At 72.9% G+C, this 20,062-nt stretch carries 16 protein-coding genes; 12 read left to right on the forward strand and 4 right to left on the reverse strand.

Annotated elements, in window-relative coordinates; genetic code table 11:
• Positions 1-137 precede the first annotated feature (137 nt).
• Together IF11_RS0132075 and gap are read left to right on the forward strand one after the other, a co-directional pair.
• Positions 138-1,094: a GlxA family transcriptional regulator gene (locus IF11_RS0132075; RefSeq protein ID WP_030355306.1), complete on the forward strand. Its 957-nt coding sequence runs from the start codon at positions 138-140 to the stop codon at positions 1,092-1,094.
• A 107-nt stretch (positions 1,095-1,201) separates the two neighbouring features.
• Positions 1,202-2,200, forward strand: coding sequence for a type I glyceraldehyde-3-phosphate dehydrogenase (gap, locus tag IF11_RS0132080; protein ID WP_030355307.1), 999 nt, complete (start codon positions 1,202-1,204; stop codon positions 2,198-2,200).
• A gap of 188 nt (positions 2,201-2,388) precedes the next feature.
• Here gap and IF11_RS0132085 read toward each other — a convergent pair whose 3' ends face one another.
• Positions 2,389-3,120: an ABC transporter ATP-binding protein gene (locus tag IF11_RS0132085; RefSeq protein WP_030355308.1), complete on the reverse strand. Its 732-nt coding sequence runs from the start codon at positions 3,118-3,120 to the stop codon at positions 2,389-2,391.
• Between the two features lie 151 nt (positions 3,121-3,271).
• Between IF11_RS0132085 and IF11_RS0132090 the strand changes: the two genes are divergently transcribed.
• From IF11_RS0132090 to IF11_RS0132120, 7 genes are all read left to right on the forward strand, one after another.
• Positions 3,272-6,673, forward strand: a complete 3,402-nt coding sequence (locus IF11_RS0132090; protein WP_030355309.1) for an FtsX-like permease family protein — start codon at positions 3,272-3,274, stop codon at positions 6,671-6,673.
• Between the two features lies 1 nt (position 6,674).
• The gene (locus tag IF11_RS0132095) at positions 6,675-9,470 is read left to right on the forward strand and encodes an ABC transporter permease family protein (RefSeq protein ID WP_030355310.1); all 2,796 of its coding nucleotides are present in this window, start codon (positions 6,675-6,677) and stop codon (positions 9,468-9,470) included.
• Positions 9,467-10,462 (forward strand): ABC transporter ATP-binding protein, encoded by a 996-nt coding sequence (locus IF11_RS0132100; protein ID WP_030355311.1) that lies wholly within the window; start codon positions 9,467-9,469, stop codon positions 10,460-10,462. Before IF11_RS0132095 ends, IF11_RS0132100 begins: the two co-directional genes overlap by 4 nt.
• A 97-nt stretch (positions 10,463-10,559) precedes the next feature.
• Positions 10,560-10,931, forward strand: a complete 372-nt coding sequence (locus tag IF11_RS0132105) for a hypothetical protein (RefSeq protein WP_240627822.1) — start codon at positions 10,560-10,562, stop codon at positions 10,929-10,931.
• 225 nt (positions 10,932-11,156) lie between these two features.
• Positions 11,157-11,513 carry a YciI family protein gene (locus IF11_RS0132110; protein ID WP_030355313.1) on the forward strand — a complete coding sequence of 119 codons (357 nt, stop codon included), beginning with the start codon at positions 11,157-11,159 and terminating at the stop codon, positions 11,511-11,513.
• 42 nt (positions 11,514-11,555) lie between these two features.
• Positions 11,556-12,806: an RNA polymerase sigma factor gene (locus tag IF11_RS0132115; protein ID WP_206300718.1), complete on the forward strand. Its 1,251-nt coding sequence runs from the start codon at positions 11,556-11,558 to the stop codon at positions 12,804-12,806.
• 68 nt (positions 12,807-12,874) lie between these two features.
• Complete coding sequence (locus IF11_RS0132120) at positions 12,875-13,066, forward strand: DUF1059 domain-containing protein (protein WP_030355315.1); 192 nt, start codon at positions 12,875-12,877, stop codon at positions 13,064-13,066.
• A gap of 18 nt (positions 13,067-13,084) precedes the next feature.
• Here the strand turns inward: IF11_RS0132120 and IF11_RS0132125 are convergent, their stop codons facing one another.
• Complete coding sequence (locus tag IF11_RS0132125) at positions 13,085-13,861, reverse strand: VOC family protein (protein WP_030355316.1); 777 nt, start codon at positions 13,859-13,861, stop codon at positions 13,085-13,087.
• A 186-nt stretch (positions 13,862-14,047) separates the two neighbouring features.
• Here IF11_RS0132125 and recQ point away from each other — a divergent pair, with 186 nt between their 5' ends.
• On the forward strand, positions 14,048-15,976 hold the full coding sequence (gene recQ, locus IF11_RS0132130; RefSeq protein WP_078491028.1) for a DNA helicase RecQ: 1,929 nt from the start codon (positions 14,048-14,050) through the stop codon (positions 15,974-15,976).
• Positions 15,973-16,836: a DEAD/DEAH box helicase family protein gene (locus tag IF11_RS0132135; protein ID WP_051746402.1), complete on the forward strand. Its 864-nt coding sequence runs from the start codon at positions 15,973-15,975 to the stop codon at positions 16,834-16,836. The genes recQ and IF11_RS0132135 overlap by 4 nt, the downstream gene beginning before the upstream one ends.
• Positions 16,837-16,908: 72 nt before the next feature.
• Here IF11_RS0132135 and IF11_RS0132140 read toward each other — a convergent pair whose 3' ends face one another.
• Together IF11_RS0132140 and IF11_RS0132145 are read right to left on the reverse strand one after the other, a co-directional pair.
• Complete coding sequence (locus tag IF11_RS0132140; protein ID WP_030355319.1) at positions 16,909-17,484, reverse strand: histidine phosphatase family protein; 576 nt, start codon at positions 17,482-17,484, stop codon at positions 16,909-16,911.
• Positions 17,485-17,611: 127 nt separating this feature from the next.
• On the reverse strand, positions 17,612-19,048 hold the full coding sequence (locus IF11_RS0132145) for an aminotransferase-like domain-containing protein (RefSeq protein WP_030355320.1): 1,437 nt from the start codon (positions 19,046-19,048) through the stop codon (positions 17,612-17,614).
• Between IF11_RS0132145 and IF11_RS0132150 the strand changes: the two genes are divergently transcribed.
• The gene (locus IF11_RS0132150; RefSeq protein ID WP_030355321.1) at positions 19,047-20,000 is read left to right on the forward strand and encodes a DMT family transporter; all 954 of its coding nucleotides are present in this window, start codon (positions 19,047-19,049) and stop codon (positions 19,998-20,000) included. The two genes, IF11_RS0132145 and IF11_RS0132150, sit on opposite strands and share 2 nt — an antisense overlap.
• The last annotated feature ends 62 nt before the right edge of the window (positions 20,001-20,062 follow it).

Genomic DNA, 20,062 nt, shown 5'->3' on the forward strand with positions numbered 1-20,062 from the left:
GACGGATGTGACCGAGTTCTTGAGGTGGCCCGTGAGCGGTGGACCCGGCCCACAGGTGAGCCGAGACCCCCGGCGGACCTGCCCGGCTTTCGGAACCAGGCCGATGCGCCCCCGCACCCCCGCGTACCCTCTTCCCCGTGCCTGCCCCATCCCTGCATCACGTCGCCGTCCTCGTGCTTGAGGGTGCGAAGCCTCTCGATGTCGGTATTCCCGCGCAGGTGTTCACGACCCGCGCGAGCATGCCGTACGAGGTGCGGGTGTGCGGCGCGGAATCCGGGCTCGTGACCGGCGGCGACGGCCTGTCGTACTACGTCGCCCACGGCCTCCACGTACTTGAGTGGGCCGACATCGTCTTCGTCCCCGGCTACCGGTTCCCAGACCGCGACGACCCGCCGCAGGCCGTCGTCGATGCGCTGATCGGGGCCCACGATCGGGGCGCGCGGCTCGCCGCCATCTCGACGGGCGCCTTCGCGCTCGCTGCCACGGGCCTGCTCGACGGCAAGCGCGCCACGACGCACTGGCATTACACGCGGGCACTCGCGGCGAAGCATCCGCTCGTTCAGGTCGACGAGAACGTTCTGTTCGTCGACGAGGGCAGCGTGCTGACGTCGGCCGGCGCCGCCTCAGGCATCGACCTGTGCCTGCACATTCTGCGCGGCGATCTCGGGGTGGCCGCGGCGAACCACGCGGCCAGGCGCCTGGTAGCGGCCCCCTACCGCAGCGGCGGTCAGGCGCAGTACGTGCCGCGCAGCGTGCCCGAGCCGCTCGGCGAGCGGTTCGCCGCCACCCGAGAGTGGGCGCTGCACCGGCTCGGCGAGGCCCTCACCCTTGAAGCGCTCGCCCGGCATGCGGCGGTGTCGCCGCGCACGTTCTCGCGACGCTTCGTCGAGGACACGGGGTACACGCCGATGCAGTGGGTCATGCGCGCCCGCATCGACGTGGCGCGCGAACTGCTCGAACGTTCACAGCGGAGCGTCGAGCAGATCGCCGCCGACGTCGGTCTCGGCACCGGTACGAATCTGCGGCTGCACTTCCATCGCATCCTCGGCACCACGCCGAGCGAGTACCGGCGCACCTTCGCCCAGGGCGAGTAGCCCGCCACCACCACGTGGCGCGATCCTTTCGGACCGTGGCGATCACGCCGCTGTCACCGGCGGACGCTGCACGCGAACCTGATGGCGAACTCGAAGGGACACCAAACATGACGCGCATCGCCATCAACGGATTCGGCCGCATCGGACGCAATGTGCTGCGTGCGCTGCTGGAACGTGACAGCGACCTGGAGATCATCGCGGTCAACGACCTCACGGAGCCCGCCACCCTCGCGCGGCTGCTCGCCTACGACACGACGGCGGGCCGGCTCGGTCGCCCGGTGAATGTCGACGGGGACGCCCTCGTCGTCGACGGCCGTCGCATCACCGTGCTCGCCGAGCGTGAACCGGCGCAGCTGCCGTGGGCCGAGCTCGGCGTCGACATCGTGCTTGAGGCGACCGGCCGCTTCACGTCGGCCACGGCCGCCGGCGCCCACATCGACGCGGGCGCGAAAAGGGTTCTCATCAGCGCGCCGGCGGACGGCGCCGATGTCACGCTCGCGTTCGGCGTCAACACCGACGCGTACGACCCGGCGGTGCACACGATCGTCTCGAACGCCTCGTGCACGACCAACGCGCTTGCGCCGCTGGCCGCGGTGCTCGACGATCTCGCCGGCATCGAGCACGGCTTCATGACGACGGTGCACGCCTACACACAGGAGCAGAACCTGCAGGACGGTCCGCACCGCGACGCCCGCCGCGCCCGCGCCGCCGCCGTCAACATCGTGCCGACGACAACGGGCGCCGCCAAGGCGATCGGCCTCGTGCTGCCGAACCTCGACGGCAGGCTGTCGGGCGACTCGATCCGCGTGCCGGTTCCGGTGGGCTCGATCGTCGAACTCAACACGACCGTCGCCCGCGACGTGACGCGCGAGGACGTGCTGGCGGCGTACCACGCCGCGGCGCAGGGGCCGCTCGCCGGCATCCTTGAGTACTCGGACGACCCGCTCGTGTCGTCCGACATCACGGGCAATCCGGCCTCGTCGATCTTCGACTCGGCCCTCACCCGCGTCGACGGCCGCCACGTCAAGGTGGTCGCCTGGTACGACAACGAGTGGGGCTTCTCGAACCGCGTGATCGACACGCTTGAGCTCCTCGCCACCAGCTGACCGGAAGCCTGGGCGGCCCTGCTTCGGAGGCCTCGCTGCCCAGCACCTCCTGTGAGCGCTCTGGTTGGCCGGCCGGGCCGACCAGAGCGCTCAGCCACACCGGAGTCGGGCCGGGGCAGGCTGACGCAAGGGTTCGTCGACGAGACGTGCCGGGTCGCCGTCCCTCAGGGAGGGCATGGCCCCGGCGTTCAGCGTTCGGTGATCTCGCCGTCGCTCAGTTCCACCACGCGGTCGGCCAGATCGAGCAGCTGGGGGTCGTGCGTGGCGACGAGCGCGGCGACGCCCTCGCTGTGCACCACGGTGCGCAGGAGTTCCATCACCGCGAGGCCGGTCTGGGCGTCCAGCTGTCCTGTCGGTTCGTCCGCGATCAGCAGCGCCGGCCGGTTGGCGAGGGCGCGGGCGATGGCGACGCGCTGCTGCTGGCCGCCGGAGAGTTCGCCGGGGCGCTGCGCCGCGTGATCGGTGAGGCCCACGAGGGAGAGCAGCAGCGCCACCCGCTCCTCGCGCTCACGCGGATCGGCCTTGCGCAGCCGCAGTGGTACGCCCACGTTCTCCGCCGCGCTGAGGATGGGGATCAGGCCGAAGGACTGGAAGATGAAGCCGATGCGGTCGCGGCGAAGTTCCAGGCGCCCGTTCTCGCCGAGCTCGGCGAGGTCGGTGCCGTCGATGACGACGCGGCCGCGGTCCGGGGAGTCCAGACCGCCGACCAGATTGAGCAGAGTCGTCTTTCCGGCGCCGGAGCGCCCCTTGAGGGCGACCAGTTCGCCGCGCGCGACGTCGAGGGAGGCACCGCGCAGCGCGTGGACGGCCGCGGGACCGGTGCCGTACGAACGGTGCAGTTCTTCCGCCCTGACCATGGGCTCGCCGGACCGCTCGCCCAGGACGGCGGCGCCGGCCCGGGTGCTGCTGTGCTGCGTCATTGGTGCGCCCCCCGTGCGTGATCGGTCCGGTCACAGTATGTGCGGACATCCTCCGGACGGGCAATGGAGACGAACCTCTTTTCGACCGGGTGGGGTTTCCTGATACAAAGCCATTTCAACAGGCGTTGACGTAAACCGGGCGGGGGAACGGGTGGCGGGGTTCATATTTCTGCGCGCGGTCGGGCACCGGCTGCTCCTGGCCGCCGCGTTGCTCGCGGTGGTGCTGACCACCTGTGTGCTCGCGGCCCTCACCGCGTTCTCCGGTTCGCTCGCGGACACGGCGCTGCGGGAGACGCTGCGCGGCCGGGGCGCCGCTTCCGCCGTGCTCGTCATCAGCGCGGACGTTCCCCTGGACCGGAGCGACGCCGCCCAGGAGGCGGCGGCCCGGGGCGCGCGGCAGGCCTTCGACGGGCTGCCCGTGACGCTGCGGAAGCTGGAGAGCTCGGGAACGTATGCGCTGCCCACGTCCCTCCAGGCGGCCGGCGCCACCGAGGGCAAGCCCGACCTGACCCACTTCGCCGCGCTGGACCGGTCCCGGATCACCCTGGTGTCGGGCGCCTGGCCGGGCTCCGGACGGGAAGCCGACGGCGGCGCCATACCCGTCGCCCTGCCCGAAGTCGCCGCCACGCAGCTGAAGTTGCGCGCGGGAGCGAGCGTCACGCTCACCGACCGGCTGGCCGGCACCCGGCTGGCCGTCCGGGTCACCGGCGTGTACAAGGCCACCAACCCCGTCGATCCGTACTGGCGGCTGGACACGCTCGGCGGGCGCGGAGTCCGTGACCTCGACTTCACCACGTACGGTCCGCTGCTCACGGACCCGGCCGTCCTCGCCTCCGGCGCCATCTCCCACGGCAACAGCGCCTGGGTGGCCACCGCCGACTACCGGAGCATCACCACCGACCGGATCGGCGCGCTGCGCACGGCGTCCACACGCGCCCCCGCGCTCCTGCGCGAGGAGCCGGCGCTCGGGGACAGCACGACCGCGAGCACCGCGCTGCCGTCCCTGCTGGACCGGACCGAGCGTGCGCTGCTGGTGTCCCGGTCCACGCTGCTGATCGTCGCCCTGCAACTGCTCCTGCTGGCCGGGTACGCACTGCTGCTGGTCGCCCGGGTCCTCGGCGCGGAACGGGCGGGCGAGACCGCTCTGCTGCGGGCGCGCGGTGCCTCGCGCCGCCGGCTCGCCGCTCTCGCCGTGACGGAGGCACTGCTGCTCGCGGCTCCGGCCGCGCTCTGCGCCCCGCTGCTGTCGGCTCCGCTGACCGGCTTGTTCGTACGGCGGTCCGCGCTCGGCGACGGCGCCGGGGGGCGGTTCGGCGAGATCGCGGCCGGGCCGGTGTGGCTGGTCTCGGCGGCGGTCGCCGTCTGCTGTGCGGCGGCGGTCGTCTCGCCCGCGCTGGCCGCGACGGCCGGCCCGGCCTCGGGGATGCGGCGTGGCCGCGCCGCCGCGCTGCCCGGCTCCGTACGCGCGGGGGCGGACGTCGGGCTGCTGCTGATCGCGGCGGTGGCCTACTGGCAGCTGGACCAGCAGACCCGGACGTCCGGCGGTGGAGCGCTCAGCGGTGACCGCGAGGGCGTTCTGGGCGTGGACCCGCTGATGGTCATGGCGCCCGCGCTGGCGCTGCTCGCCGGCACCGTGCTCACGCTGCGGCTGCTGCCTCCCGCGGCGCGGCTCGCGGAGCGGCGGGCCGCGAGCGGCCGCGGTCTGACCACCGCGCTGGCGGGCTGGCATTTCAGCCGTGGGGCGCTGCGCGGCGCCGGGCCCGTCCTGCTGCTGGTGCTGGCCGTGGCGATGGGCATGCTCGCGATCGGCCAGAGCGCGTCATGGGACCGGTCCCAGCGCGACCAGGCCGACTTCGGTACGGGTGCTTCGGTGCGGGTGCTGGACAACAGGCCCGCCGGCCCCGGTCAGGCCGGGCTGTACGCGTCGCTGCCGGGGGTACGGCAGGCGGCGCCCGCCCACCGTACGGTCACGGATCTGTCCGGCGGCCGTAAGGCGACGGTGCTCGCGCTGGACACGGCGCATGCCGACGAGCGGATGCTGATGCGCGGCGATCTCGCCGACGAGCCGGTGGAGGGGCTGCTGAGGGCGGCCGCGCCCCGGAAGGCCCCGGCGCGGGCTGTGGTGCCGTTGCCCGACGGCACCCGCCGGCTCGCCCTCGACGTGCGTATCGAGAATCTCGACGTGCGTATCGAGGACGTGCGTATCGAGAAGGAGGAAGTGGCGCCGGGCCGGGCCTCCTCCGGGTTCGCGCCCGAGCTCCAGGTCACGGTCGAGGACCGCTACGGCATTCCCTACCGGATCGGCGCCGGGACGGTGCCCGTCGACGGCCGCGCCCACCGGGTCGTCGTCGATCTCGACGCGACCGCGTCGGGCACGCGCGGCGCCCCCGCCGGGCCGCTGGGCGTGACCGGGTTCCAGCTCGGCGGGGAAGCCCCGGCCAAGGGGTCCGAGCGGCACCGGCTGAGTGTCGAGCGGCTGCTGGCCACGGGCTCCGACGGCGCCGAACGCCCGGTGTCCGTACCCGGCGAGGTGCGCTGGCGGGGCAGCCTGAGCGTGACGGAGAACGAGGAGGAGGGCACACCGACGGCGCTGAGCCCGGTCGCCTCGCGGACCGCGCCGCTGACCGTCTCGTACACCACGGGGAGCGCGGGCGAGAGCGGCGGCCATCTCTCCGTACAGCTCGATGTCGCACGCCCCGCCGCCCGCGAGAAGATCTCGGCCGTCGCCACGGACGGCTTCCTGCGCGCGTCCGGGGCCGGGCTCGGGGACAGCGTCGACCTGAGTCTGGCCGGGGAGCAGCTTCGGGTGACGATCGTGAAGGCGGTACGGGAACTGCCGACGACCGGAAGCACGGTGGCCTCCGGTGGCGGCGCCGGCCCGGTGACCACCGCGGGTGAGAGCGATGCGGCGGACGGCGGTGCGCTGCTCGTCGATCTGCGGGCCGTCAACGAGGTGCTGACGGACCGCGCGAGCGGCGCACTCGCGCCGAACGAGTGGTGGCTGAGCACCGCCCCCGGCGCTGCCGCGGACGTCGCGTCGGCGCTGCGGGCCCGCCCGGACAGCACGCCCGGCCAGGTGCTCGTACGCGACGAAGTCGCGGCCGGTCTCTCGGACGACCCGCTCGGCAGCGGGCCGCGCTCGGCGCTGATGGCCGTCGCGGTGGCCGCCGCCGCGCTCGCCGCGGTGGGGTTCGCGGTGAGCGCCGTGGGTTCCCTGCGGGAGCAGTCCGCCGAACTCTCCGTCCTGCGTGCCCTCGGGGCATCGCGCCGGAGCCTCGCCCGCCTGGTCGCGACGAAGCAGGGGCTGCTGATCGGTATCGGTCTGCTCGCCGGCGCGGTGCTCGGGACGCTCCTGACCCGGGCCGTGGTGCCGCTGGTCGTACTGACCGCGCAGGCGGCCCAGCCGGTCCCCCGGGTGCTCGTGGAGCTCCCGGTGTCCCAGGTCGCCCTGTTCCTCGCGGGCGTCGCCGCCGTGCCCGTGCTGATCACCGCGGCCATCGCCGTCCGGCGCGCCGATCCTGTCGGTTCGCTTCGCCACCAGGGGGACAACTGAGATGACACGCGGGCCAGTCGATGTACGTACGGAGCGCGCGGAACGGCCGGGGCGCGCGGTCGCGCCATGGGTGCGGACGCGGTTGCGGACAGCCCCCGGGGCTGCCGTGGCCTTCGGTCTGCTCGTGCTGATCACGGCGTTCCTCGCCGCCGCGCTCCCGCGGGCCGTGGACTCCTACGAGACCGGAGGACTACGGCGGGAGATCGCCGACGCGCCCCCGAGCGCGACCGCGCTGCAGCTGACCACGCCCCAGCCCGGGCTGGAGATTCCGCTGCCCGCCCGCGAGGAGGAGATGCGGCCCGCCGCGCTCTCGGCCGTCCACCGCAAGGTGCTGGCGGGTCTGCCAGGGCCGCTGCGGGCGGACGCGGCGGAGTCGGCGTACGGGGTACGGACCTCCGAAGCCCTCAGCGGCCAGGACAGCTGGCTGCCGCGTCCCGACGGGGTCTCTCCCGGGTTCACGCTGGCCACGCAGTCGGACCTGGCCGCCCACGCCGCCGTGCGCGAAGGCCGGCTGCCCGCCGCCGACGGGCGGATCACGGCGGAGACCAAGGAGCTGGAGGCCGCCGTGACCTCGGAGACCGCCCGTACTCTGCGTCTTCGGGTCGGCTCGGTGATCCGGCTGAGTGACTCGACCGGGTCCACGGATCTGGCCGTACGGATCACCGGGATCGTCGACCCCCGAGGTTCGCAGGGCAGTTACTGGTCCGTCGAACCGGTCCTGCGCACCCCTGGTCTGGCCGCCCTGCCGAGCAACCCGCCGCTGTACCGCTGGGAGGCGGGCCTCCTGCTGGCGCCCGACGCCGGGCCCGCCCTCCTCGGCACCCAGTCGATGCCGGAGAGGTACTGGCGCGTCGCGCCCGCGACCGGAGGGCTGACCGCGCAGGACACGCCCGGACTCCTCCAGCGGATCGCCTCCCTCGAAGGCGGACCCGAACTGCTGAAGATGCGTGAGATCGCGGGCGGCACCGCGGTCCTGAGCACCGAGCTGGAGACGGTGGTCGGCTCGCATGTCGCGACGCGTGAGGCGATCACACGCATCGTCGTCGTCGCGGCCTTCGGGGTCGGGTCGGTCGCCGCCGTCGTGCTCGCGATGGCCGGTGGTCTGATCGCCGCGCGCCGCACCGATGAACTCGCCCTCCTGCGCTCCCGCGGCGGTTCCCTGCGCGGCATCGGCGGACGGCTCCTCGCCGAAACCGCCGTGATCGCGCTGCCCGCGTCCGGGGCCGGTCTGCTGCTGGCCGTGGTGGCGGTGGACGAGGCGCGTCCGCTGCCCGCCGTGTACGGCGCGACGGCCGTGGCACTGCTCGCCTGCGCCACCCTGCCGGTGCGGGCCGTCTTCCTGCACCGGCGGCCGCGGGCGCACGGCGACCGCGACGACCTCGCCCTGGCCAGACCCGGCAGACAGCGGACCGTCGCCGAACTGACCCTGCTGATCATCGCCGTCGCCTCCGTGGTGACCCTGCGCCGTCGCGGCACGTCCGGCACCGGTGACCTGCTGGTGAGCGCGGCTCCGGTGCTCGTCGCGCTGATCGCCGCGCTCGTGCTCGTACGGCTGTATCCGCTGCCCCTGCGCTGGGCGGCCCGTCCGGCCGCGCGGCTGCGTGGCGCGATCGGTTTCCTGTCGCTGGCCCGCGCCGGGCGGTCGTCGGCGACGGCGACGCTGCCGCTGCTGGCGCTGCTCATCGCGCTGACGACGGCGGCATTCGGCGGCTCGGTGCTGTCCGGGGTCACGGAGGCACGGGACCGGGCCGCGCTGCTGGCGGTCGGCGCCGACGCCCGGGTCTCGACCCCTCGGGACGCCACACCACTGCCGGCGGAGGCGGAACGGGCGGCGCGGAAGGTGGCGGGTGTACGGGACACGGCGGCCGTACGCGTCGAGTCGACGGCGGAACTCGCGATCGGCGAGAGCGCCAGTACCGCGCCGCAGAAGCCGCTCACCCTCATCGGGGTCGAGCCGGAGTCGTACACGCGGCTGGCCCGGCAGCTGGACCTCGGGGCCTTCCCCGCCGACGCGTTGAGGAGCACGGGCGGGGTGCTCGACGCGGTCGCCTCACCGGGCGTCGCTAAGCGGCTCGGTACCGCGCCGCGCCGGATCACCTCGCCGGCCGGTGAGGTCACCGTACGGATCACCGCCGTACGGCCCCATACGCCGGCCGCCCCCCGCTCCGAATTCCTGCTCGTCGACCGTAAGGGCCTGAAGCACGCCGATCCAACGACGCTGCTGGCCATGGGCACGGGGATGGACGCGTCGGCGCTGCGGGCCGCGCTCGGCGCCGGGGCCGAGCAGGAGATCGAGGTGTCGCTCCGGAGCGAGGAACGGGCGGCGCTCACCGGTTCACCGCTCCAGTCCGGTGCCGAGCGGATCTATGCCACCGCCGTGGTCGCGGGCGCGGCCTACGCCGTCGTCGCCCTTCTGCTGTCGCTGCTGCACTCGGCGCCGGAACGGGCCGCGCTGCTGGCCAGGCTGCGCACCATGGGGCTGACGACCCGTCAGAGCCGTCAGTTGCTGGGCCTTGAGGCGCTGCCCCAGGCGCTGCTCGCCGCCGGGGGCGGCATCCTCGTCGCCTGGGCCACCATCCAACTGCTCGCTCCCGGCGTCGACCTGGCCCGGCTCGCCCTGACCGCCGCTTCCGGTCTCACGCCGGCGGGCGGCGTGTCGCTGCGTACCGACGTGTGGACCCTCGCGCTGCCCGCGGCCGGCGTGGTCGCGCTGACGGGGGCCGTGGCCCTCGGCCAGGCCTGGTGGACGGGGCGGCGCGGATCGATCACCGAACTCAGAGCAGGAGACACGCGATGACCGACACGACGACCGATCCGGCGGCCGGAACGCCGAGCGCGCGGCCGACTCTCGCCGAGCTGGAGAAACGCGCCGCGGCGCGCGGGGGCCGTCCCTCGTACGGTCATGACGCGCTGATCGCCTGCGACCGGCTGGTGCGCATCTTCACCACGGACGGAGTGGAGGTGCAGGCCCTCCAGGGGCTGGATCTCACGGTCCAGGAGGGCGAGTTGATGGCCCTGGTCGGCGCTTCCGGCAGCGGCAAGTCGACGCTGATGAACATCCTCGCCGGTCTGGACGTCCCCACGGCGGGCGCGGCCAAGGTCGCGGGCCGTGATCTGCTCGCGATGGACGCCAAGTCCCGGCTGGACTACCGCCGTCACGTGGTCGGTTTCGTCTGGCAGCAGACAGCCCGCAATCTCCTCCCCTACCTGACGGCGTCCCAGAATGTGGCGCTGCCGATGCAGTTGCGGGGACGCGCGGGCCGCGGCGGCTCGAAGCGGAAGGCCGAGCGGGCGACGGAGCTCCTGGCGATGCTGGGGGTGGCCGACTGCGGCGACCGCCGCCCGCACCAGCTGTCCGGCGGGCAGCAGCAGCGCGTCGCGATCGCCGTCGCTCTCGCCAACTCCCCCTCCGTACTGCTCGCCGACGAACCGACGGGCGAGCTGGACTCGGCGACGGGTGAGCAGGTCTTCGCGGCGTTCCGCCGGGCCAACGAGGAATTGGGCACGACGATCGTGATCGTCACCCACGACCAGGCCGTCGCGGACGAGGTCCGCCGTACGGTCGCGATCCGTGACGGCCGCACCGCGTCGGAGGTGCTGCGCCGCACGGAGGTCGACGCGGAGGGCCGGGAGTCGGTGGTGGCCCGGGAGTACGCGATGCTGGACCGGGCCGGACGGCTTCAGCTGCCCGCGGAGTACGCCACGGCACTGGGCATGGAAGACCGCGTGATGCTGGAGCTGGAGCAGGACCACATCGGGGTCTGGCCCGACGACGCGGGCGAGAAGTAGGCCGGGCCCCAGGGCGCGGGGAGTGGTGCGCCCACGCACGGGTGAGGTTCGGCCGAACCGCTGCGTCCGCCGTACGGCTGTCGCTACGGTGACCGCCATGGACGCCAAGGACGCCAAGGACGCACCCCGCCCTGAGGAGGAGTGGCCGCTGCCTCCTTCCTGGATGTGGAGCTGCCACGAGTGCAACAGGCTGTACAAGGCGATGAAGCGCGCACCGGAAGTGGTGGAAGCGGCGCGGGCGGCGGGTGAGCCTGGGGTGGATTACGACCCCTTCGACTCGGTCGTGACGACACAGATCCGGCTCGCCCAGCACATCGCCGCCGAGCACACCTCGGAGGTGCCCGCGGTCGACCCGGCGTGCGAGCGGTGTGTGTCGGACACGTCGGGCCGGCGGATCCGCGACGAGATGGTGCTGGAGCACCGTGCCCGCCATCTGTTCGCACCGCCGCGCATCGTCGGCTTCATGTGACGAGGTGCCGGCGCGACGGGTGACGATCACGATCAGGCCGCCGTGACCGTCACCCGCCCTGGCCGACCCGTTCCCTGACCAGCCCGGTCACCCTGCGGTACGACGAGACCGGCCCGGAAAAATCTTGGAAGATTTCCGGAGGAGCTGTCGATCCGGCCGTATCCCGTTCGACGCAAGGGTGTGAGAGGCGGGGAAAGCCCCCGCCCTCCCGACCGAGGAGTCACCATGCCGCGTTTTCTGACGATGGTCCGCATCGACGAGCAGAATTCCCCCGCCGAGGGCCCCGACCCCGAGTTCGAGGCGCGCATGGGAGCGCTGTTCGAGGAGATCACCAAGGCCGGGGTCATGCTGGAGACCGCCGGACTCACCCCGACGTCCGAGGGCACCCGGATCACCTGGTCCGACGGCAAGCTCAGCTACACCGACGGGCCCTTCACCGAGAGCAAGGAAGTCATCGGCGGCTACTCCCTCACCCGCTGCAAGGACAAGGCGGAGGCCCTGGAGTGGGCGAAGCGGTTCCTTGAGGTCCACCCGGAGAACTGGACCGTCAGCGTCGAGGTCCGCGAGATCGCCGAGGGCTGACCGGGCCCCGCTTGCCCCACCCCCACCCGGCTGCTCTGATGGGTGGTCGTGACATCAGCAAGCGCGACCGAAACGGTCGAAGCGGTATTCAGGATCGAGTCCGCGCGGATCATCGCGGGTGTCGCCCGCATCGTGCGGGACGTGGGCATCGCGGAGGAACTCGCGCAGGACGCTCTGGTCGCCGCGCTGGAGCAGTGGCCGGAGTCGGGCGTCCCGGACAGACCGGGCGCCTGGCTCATGGCCACCGCCAAGCACCGCGCCATCGATCTCGTACGCCGCAAGGAGACGTACGCGCGCAAGCTGGCGGAGGTCGGCCGGGCGCTGGAGGACGTGGGGCCGCCGCCCGAGCCCGTGGGCGCGGACGACATCGACGACGATCTGCTGCGGCTGATCTTCACCGCGTGCCATCCCGTGCTGTCGACGGAGGCCCGGGTCGCGCTCACGCTGCGGCTGCTGGGCGGACTGACGACCGAGGAGATCGCCCGCGCGTTCCTGGCCCCGGAGCCGACGGTCGCCCAGCGCATCGTCCGCGCGAAACGGGCGCTCGCCAAGGCCGGGGTCCCCTTCGAGGTCCCGGGCGCCGCCGACCGGGCCGCCCGGGTCGCGTCGGTCCTCGAAGTCATCTACCTCATCTTCAACGAGGGGTACTCCGCGACGGCCGGGGACGATCTGGTGCGCCCGGCCCTGTGCGAGGACGCGCTGCGGCTGGCGCGTGTCCTGGCGGGCCTGATGCCCGAGGAGCCCGAAGTCCATGGTCTGGCCGCGCTCCTGGAGCTCCAGGCCTCGCGCATCGCCGCCCGCACGGGCCCCGACGGCGAGCCGGTGCTGCTCGCCGACCAGAACCGCCACAAGTGGAACCGCATGCTCATCCTCCGTGGCGTCGAATCCCTGCGGCGCGCGGGCCACGGCCCGTACTCCGTCCAGGCCGCGATCGCCGCCTGCCACGCGCGGGCGGTCCGCTACGAGGACACGGACTGGACGGCGATCGCGGCGCTGTACGGCCGGCTGATGGCACTGACCCCGTCCCCGGTGGTGGAGCTGAACCGAGCGGTCGCCGTCTCGATGGCGGAGGGCCCCGCGGCCGGGCTGAAGCTGGTGGACGCCCTGGCGGAAGGACCGGCCCTGAAGGGCTATCACCTGCTGCCGAGCGTCCGGGGAGATCTGCTGGAGCGCCTGGGGCGGGGCGACGAGGCACGCGCGGAGTTCGAGCGGGCGGCGTCCCTGACCCGTAACGCACGGGAGCGGGGGCTGCTCCTGGAACGGGCGGCCCGAGCCGTTTCCGACCCCGGGTGACAGCAGCGGAATACCCCGTATGGCTACAAACAGGCAAAAAGGAGGAAACTGGGACGAGGAGGTACATCATGCGCAAGGTAGCCGACTGCCGGGATTTCCCGAGCGAGACGAATTGCACCCTCGCCATCTCCGGCGAGGAGGAAGAAGTGGTCCGCGCCGCCAGCGAGCACGCTGTGTCCATGCACGGCCACAAGAGCAGCCCGGAACTGCGTGAACAGATCCGCGCCGCACTCAAGGACGAGATGCCCCAGCACGCCTGAGGCCCGGCCGACCCGGCCCTACGGGGTGCCCACGGGCCGGGAGCCCACCTCGAAGGTATTGCCGAAGGGATCGGTGATCTTCACCATCCGCACATAGATCGTGTCCGCGGGGACGCCCGCGGTGCCGCCGGCCGCCAGGGCCCGTTCTGCCGCGGCGTCCGCGTCGGCGACCTCGAACAGCGTCTGCCACGCGGCGGACGGCGCCTCCGGGACCCCCATGATGCCGCCGATCTCATGACCGTCGGGCCGGCGCAGGAAGCTGAAGTCCGCGCCCGGCAGATCGTCGTTGCCGTCCAGCGTGAAGTCGAAGACCGCCGGGTAGAACTCCCGCGCCGGTCCCGGGTCAGGGCTGGTCAGGTCGTTGCGTACGAGACTGCCCGGCTCGTTCACGATCTCGCAGCCGAGGAGCGCGCGCCCCTGCCAGAGGCCGAACCGGGCGCCGGACGGGTCCGCGGCGAGTGCCAGCGTGCCCTGGTCCCCGATCTCCAGCGGGCCCCGCGTCAGGGTGCCGCCCGCGTCGACGATCCGCTTCGCGGTGGCGTCGCAGTCGTCGGTCGCGAAGTACACACACCACAGACCCGAGAGGGTCGAAGCGGTGGAATCCGAGGCGGGGACCTGCCGGAATCCGGCCACCGCACGGCCGCGCAGACGGCACACCGTGTAGGCGGCCGCACCCGGCTCGTACTCCCAGCCGAACAGCGCGCCGTAGAACTCCTTCGCGCGCTCGACATCGGGCACGTCGAGGTCGATCCAGGTGGGGGTGCCGGCCGGCTGATTGCGGGTGACAAGGCTCATCGATCGCTCCTGCGCTCTCTCTAAGGGTTTTCGGAGGCTCATCCGGTACCCGGAGGAGGTCTCCTCCGTGCCGGGTCTCCGACGCTAGAGGCGATGCAGGTCAGAACATGTCCTACAGCACCCGTCCCCGCGGCGGAGATCGCGATCGGCCTGATCGATGTCGGCGGTCCCTCGTAGAATCGGCGGATGAGCTCCCCGGAAACCGGCACCCCTCCCGAGACGCGCCCCGAAGCAGGTCCCGAAGCAGGTCCTGAAACGGATCCTGAAGCGGGTCCTGAAGCGAGTGAGGCGCTGGAGGTCCTGCGTCGCGTCTTCGGATACGACTCCTTCCGCGGGAGCCAGCAGGAGATCATCGAGCATGTGGTCACGGGCGGCGACGCGCTGGTGCTCATGCCGACCGGTGGCGGCAAGTCGCTCTGCTACCAGATCCCCTCCCTGGTGCGTAAGGGCGTCGGGGTCGTCGTATCACCGCTCATCGCGCTCATGCAGGACCAGGTCGACGCCCTGAGGGCGCTCGGCGTACGGGCCGGATTCCTCAACTCCACCCAGGATCTCGACGAACGGCGCCTCGTCGAGGCCGAGTTCCTCGCCGGTGAGCTGGATCTGCTCTATCTGGCGCCGGAGCGGCTGCGCGTCGAGTCGACCGTACGGCTGCTGGAGCGCGGCACGATCTCACTGTTCGCCATCGACGAGGCGCACTGCGTGGCCCAGTGGGGACACGACTTCCGCCCCGACTATCTCGCCCTCTCCTCGCTGCACGAGCGCTGGCCCGATGTGCCGCGTATCGCGCTGACCGCGACCGCCACCGAGGCCACGCACGCGGAGATCGCGTCCCGGCTCGGCCTCCAGGACGCGCGGCATTTCGTGGCCAGCTTCGACCGGCCCAACATCCAGTACCGCATCGCGCCGAAGAACGACCCGAAGCGTCAGCTGCTCCAGCTGCTGCGCGCCGAGCACCCCGGCGACGCGGGCATCGTCTACTGCCTCTCCCGGGCGTCGGTGGAGAAGACCGCCGAGTTCCTGGTGAAGAACGGCGTCGACGCGCTGCCGTATCACGCGGGGCTCGACACCCGCACGCGCGCCGGGAACCAGGCGCGCTTCCTGCGGGAGGACGGGATGGTGATGGTCGCGACCATCGCGTTCGGCATGGGCATCGACAAGCCGGACGTACGGTTCGTAGCCCATCTCGATCTGCCGAAGTCCGTCGAGGGCTACTACCAGGAGACCGGACGCGCCGGGCGTGACGGGCTGCCGTCCACGGCCTGGCTGGCGTACGGGCTCCAGGACGTCGTACAGCAGCGCAAGATGATCGAGACCTCCGAGGGCGACGACGCGCACCGCCGACGGCTGGGCGCCCATGTCGACGCCATGCTCGCACTGTGCGAGACCGTCGAATGCCGGCGCGTCCAGCTGCTCGCGTACTTCGGGCAGCGGAGCACCGCATGCGGCAACTGCGATACGTGTCTGACGCCCGCGGAGTCCTGGGACGGCACGGTCCCCGCGCAGAAGCTGCTGTCGACCGTGGTCAGGCTGAAGCGCGAGCGCAACCAGAAGTTCGGCGCGGGGCAGATCACCGACATCCTGCTGGGCAAGAAGACGGCCAAGGTCATTCAGTTCGACCATGACGCGCTGAGCGTCTTCGGCATTGGTACGGAGCTGCGCGAGGCCGAGTGGCGGAGCGTGGCGCGGCAGTTGCTGGCGCAGGGGCTGATCGCCGTCGAGGGCGACTACGGGACGCTGGTGCTCACGGACGAGAGCGGAGAGGTCCTGGGCGGGCGGCGCCCGGTCGTCCTGCGGCGCGAGCCCGAGAAGGCGGCCAGGCCGGCGCGCGCGGAGAAGTCGTCCAAGCAGCGTTCCGCACCGGTCGATCTGCCGGCGGAGGCCGTGCCGGTGTTCGAGACGCTGCGCGCCTGGCGGGCGGCATCGGCGAAGGAGCAGGGCGTACCGGCGTATGTGATCTTCCATGACGCGACGCTGCGCGAGATCGCGACGCTGGCTCCGTCGACGCTGGCGGAGCTGGGCACGGTCACGGGGGTCGGCGAGAACAAGCTGGCGAAGTACGGGCAGCAGATCCTGGAGACGCTCGGTACGGCGGCGGTCGGTGCGGCGGAATGAGCCGGCCTCAGCCGCCGCTGCCCCAGGCACTGCCCCAGGTGCTCTGGATCGGCGGGCCGCCGGGGGCCGGCAAGACGACCGTGGCCCGGCTAATCGCCCGGCGGCGCGGACTGCGCTGGTACAACGCCGACGCCCACACCTGGGAGCACCGCGACCGCGCGATCGCCGCCGGACACCCGGCCGCGATCCGGTTCGAGGCGCTGCCGCGCGCGGAGCGCTGGTCGGTGCCCGAGTCGGAGCTGATCGCGATGTCCCTGCACCATGAGCGCGGGCGGATGATCGTCGACGACCTCCGCGCGCTCCCGGCGGCCCCGCTGACCATCGCCGAGGGCACCCCGATCACCCCGGCGGTCGTCGCGACGGTCCCCGGCGGCCCGGCCGCGTCCGTCTGGCTCCAGCCGTCGGCGGAGATCCAGCGGGCCCGGCTGCGTGAACGCGGGCTCTCCGCCGGGCCGCTCACGCTCTACCGGTCACTGGTCGGGGAGATCGAGGCCGAGGTGGCGGAGTACGGCGCCCATCGGCTGGTGATCGACGGGGACAGTGGGGTCGAGGAGACCGTGGCGGCGGTCGAGAAGATCTTCGCCGGGGCCCTGAGCATGGGCCCGGTGGCGGAGACGGCCGGCGAGCGCGCGCGGCTGCTGCGGTATGCCAACCGGGCCGTGGTCGCCCAGTACGAGGCCTTCTTCGCGCGCCCGTGGTCCCCGGGGGACGCGCGGACGGCCGTCCATGCCTTCGCCTGTGAGTGCGGACGGGAGGACTGCCGGGACGACATCGACCTCGCCATCGCCGACTTCCCGGCCCCGCCCGACGATGCCGCGTCCCCACCGGTCCTGGCCCCGGGACACCACCGCGCCCGCTAGTGCCCCTCCCGGCAATGTTTGCCCCGTCGCGGCACTAGAGCCCGCTCCGCCGGGTCGCTGAGACTCCGCCGCTCAGACGCCGCCGTCCAGTCGCAGACTCCACCGGCCCGGGGTGCCCGTCAGGGTGATGGTCGACAGCGGCTGGACATCCACGTACCAGTACGTGCGCGGCGGCGCCTTGAGCGCGTACACCAGCGCCGCCCGTACGACGGCCGGTTCGGCGACCGCCACGATCGCGGCGATGTCCTCGGCGGGCCGGGTGTCCAGCCAGCCCCCTATCCGGGAGATGAAGGCCAGCAGTGTCTCGCCGCCGTGCGGGGCGGAGCGCGGGTCGGCCACCCAGGCGTCGACCGCCGCCGGTTCGCGGGCCATCACCTCAGCGAGGGTGAAGCCGCGCCAGCGGCCCATGTCGCAGTCACGCAGGGCGGGTTGCGCGAGCGGCGCGTAGCCGAGGGCGTCGCCGGTGGTACGGCTGCGCAGCGTCGGCGAGCAGTAGCGGAGGTCGGCGGCGGACAGCGGGACGAGGGCGTGGGCGACGCGCTGCATCTCGTACCAGCCGGCCCGGTCGAGGGGGCGGTCGTCGTCGAAGCGCTCGTCGTACAGGTCCGAGCTGCGCGCGGCGGCGACCAAAGTGACCCGAACACTCATGGCCGTGATCGTGGGGCCGAAAGCCGGACCGGTCAAGAGGCAGCCGGTGGCGCGGAGGAAACGATTCCGGATATGTGCCGGGCATGTGCCCCGTCCGTGCGCGACGCTCGGCCATACCGTGCCCCGTTCAGCCGAGGGTCTCGTCCCAGGCCGTACGGAGCCGTCGTACGCCCTCGGTGATCTCCGCGGGCCCCGCCACCGCGGCGAAGCTCAGCCGAAGATGGGCGGCGGGCGGCTCGGCGCTGAAGTACGGACGGCCCGGCGCGACCGCGACCCCCGCGCGCAGGGCGGCCGAGACGACGGCCTGTTCGTCGGTGCCGTCCGGGAGGCGGAGCCAGAGGTGGTAGCCGCCGGACGGGATATGGGGAAGGGCCGGCTCGGGCAGTTCGGTGCGCAGCGCGGTGGTCATCGCGTCCCTGCGGGTCTTCAGCGCGGCGGAGACGGAGCGCAGATGGCGGTTCCAGGCGGCGGAGCCGACCAGTTCCAGGGCGGCTTCCTGGAACGGGCGCGGTACGAAGAAGGTGTCGACGACATGGATGGCGCGCAGCCGCTCCAGGACCGGGCCCCGAGCGGCCAGTACGCCGACCCGCAGGCTCGGGGAGGTCGCCTTGGTGAGGGAGCAGACATGGACGACGACGCCGTCGGGGTCGTCGGCGGCGAGCGGTCCTGGCAGCGGGCCCGCGTCCTCGTGCACCAGCCGCCGTACGAAGTCGTCCTCCACGATGAACGCCCCGGCCTCCCGCGCGATCCGCAGCACTTCGGGTCTGCGGGCCGGGGAGAGCACGGCTCCGGTGGGGTTCTGGAAGAGCGGCTGGCAGACGAAGACCCGGGCGCCGCTGGCCCGGAAGGCGGCGGCGAGCAGCTCGGGCCGTACGCCGTCGGGGTCCACCGGCACCGGTACGGGGCGCAGCCCGGCGGCGCGGGCGATCGCCAGCATCCCCGGGTAGGTCGGCGATTCGACCAGCACCGGCGCACCGGGTGGGGCGAGCGCGCGCAGCGCGGTGGTCAGCGCGCTCTGACCGCCGGCCGTGACCAGGACTTCGGCGGCCGTCCAGGTGTCCCCGATCCCCCGCGCGAACCAGTCGCGCAGTTCGGGCAGGCCGTCGGTGGGCGGTCTGCCCCAGGCGCCGGGCCGTCTGCCCGCCCGCGCCAGCGCGGCGGCCATCGCCTGCTCCGGCTGGAGCGAGGGGTGCAGATAGCCGCCGTTGAACTCGATGACGCCGGGCGGTGGTGCGGCGAGGGTGACCAGTACTCCGATGGCGTCGACCGAGCGCGGTACGAGTTCGGTGGCGGCGTCGGCGCTGAGGGCGACCTCCTGCCAGGAGGTGTCGCCCGGCGGCGGGGCGGCGGTCCTGGCCGGCGCGCGGAAGGCACCGGCGCCGGGGCGGGTGACGACCAGCCCTTCGGCGGCGAGTCTGGCGAGGGCGCGGGAGACCGTCACCGGCGAGACGCGATAACGGTCGACCAGCGCCCTGCTGGACGGCAGCTTTCCACCAGGTGAGTAGCGGTTCAACTCCCGCTTCAGCGAATTCGCCAGTTCCACCACACTGCTACGCTCATGCATGACAGCAAAGGATAGCGCTACTCCCCCCACCTCGATAGCGGTCAGCGGCGGCACTGGCACCGGGCGCAGCACCGGGGACACGCGCGGCATACACAGCACACGCGGCGGCACACTCCTCGCCGTGCTGGGCGTCGTCGCCTTCTCGCTCACCTTCCCGTCCACCGTGTGGGGCCTGGAGAGTTTCGGCCCCTGGTCCCTCGTCGCCGTACGCAGCGCGCTCGCCGCGCTCATCGCGGGCGGCTTTCTGCTGGCCCTCCGCGTCCCGGTCCCCGAGCGCCGGCACTGGGCCGGGCTCGCGGTCGTCGGCGGCGGGGTCGTGGTGGGCTTCCCGCTGCTGACGACGCTCGCGCTGGAGACCTCCACCACCTCGCACGCCGCCGTGGTGGTCGGGCTGCTGCCGCTCACCACGGCCGCGTTCGCCGCTGTCCGTACGGGCAGGCGCCCCTCCAGGGCCTTCTGGCTGGCCGCTCTCGCCGGCGCGGCCGTGGTGATCGCGTTCGCGGTCCAGCAGAGCGGCGGGGCCCTCTCCTCCGGGGATCTCTATCTCTTCGGAGCCCTGCTGGTGTGCGCGGCGGGCTATACGGAGGGCGGCCGGCTGGCCGGGGTGATGCCCGGCTGGCAAGTGGTGGGCTGGGCGCTGATCGGCTGTCTGCCGCTCGCGGTGGCGGGCGCGGCGGTGGCGCTGTCCTTCGAACCGGCCCGGCTGACGGTTCATGGCGTGATCGGACTCGCCTGGGTCGCCGCGGGCTCGACGTTCTTCGGCCTCTACGTCTGGTACCGGGGCATGGCGTCGATCGGCATCGCCCGGGCGAGCCAGCTCCAGCTCGCGCAGCCGGTCCTCACCCTGGTCTGGTCCGTACTGCTGCTCGGCGAGCACCTCACCCCCGCCGCGCCGGTCGCGGCCGTCGCGGTGCTCGTCTGTATCGCGGTCACCCAGCGGGCGGGCACCTGACCGGCCCCGGAGGAGCGGGCACCTGACCGGCCCCCGGGGAGCCGGTCAGGAAGTCCGGCACC

Source organism: Streptomyces scopuliridis RB72 (genome assembly GCF_000718095.1).
Lineage (GTDB): Bacteria > Actinomycetota > Actinomycetes > Streptomycetales > Streptomycetaceae > Streptomyces > Streptomyces scopuliridis.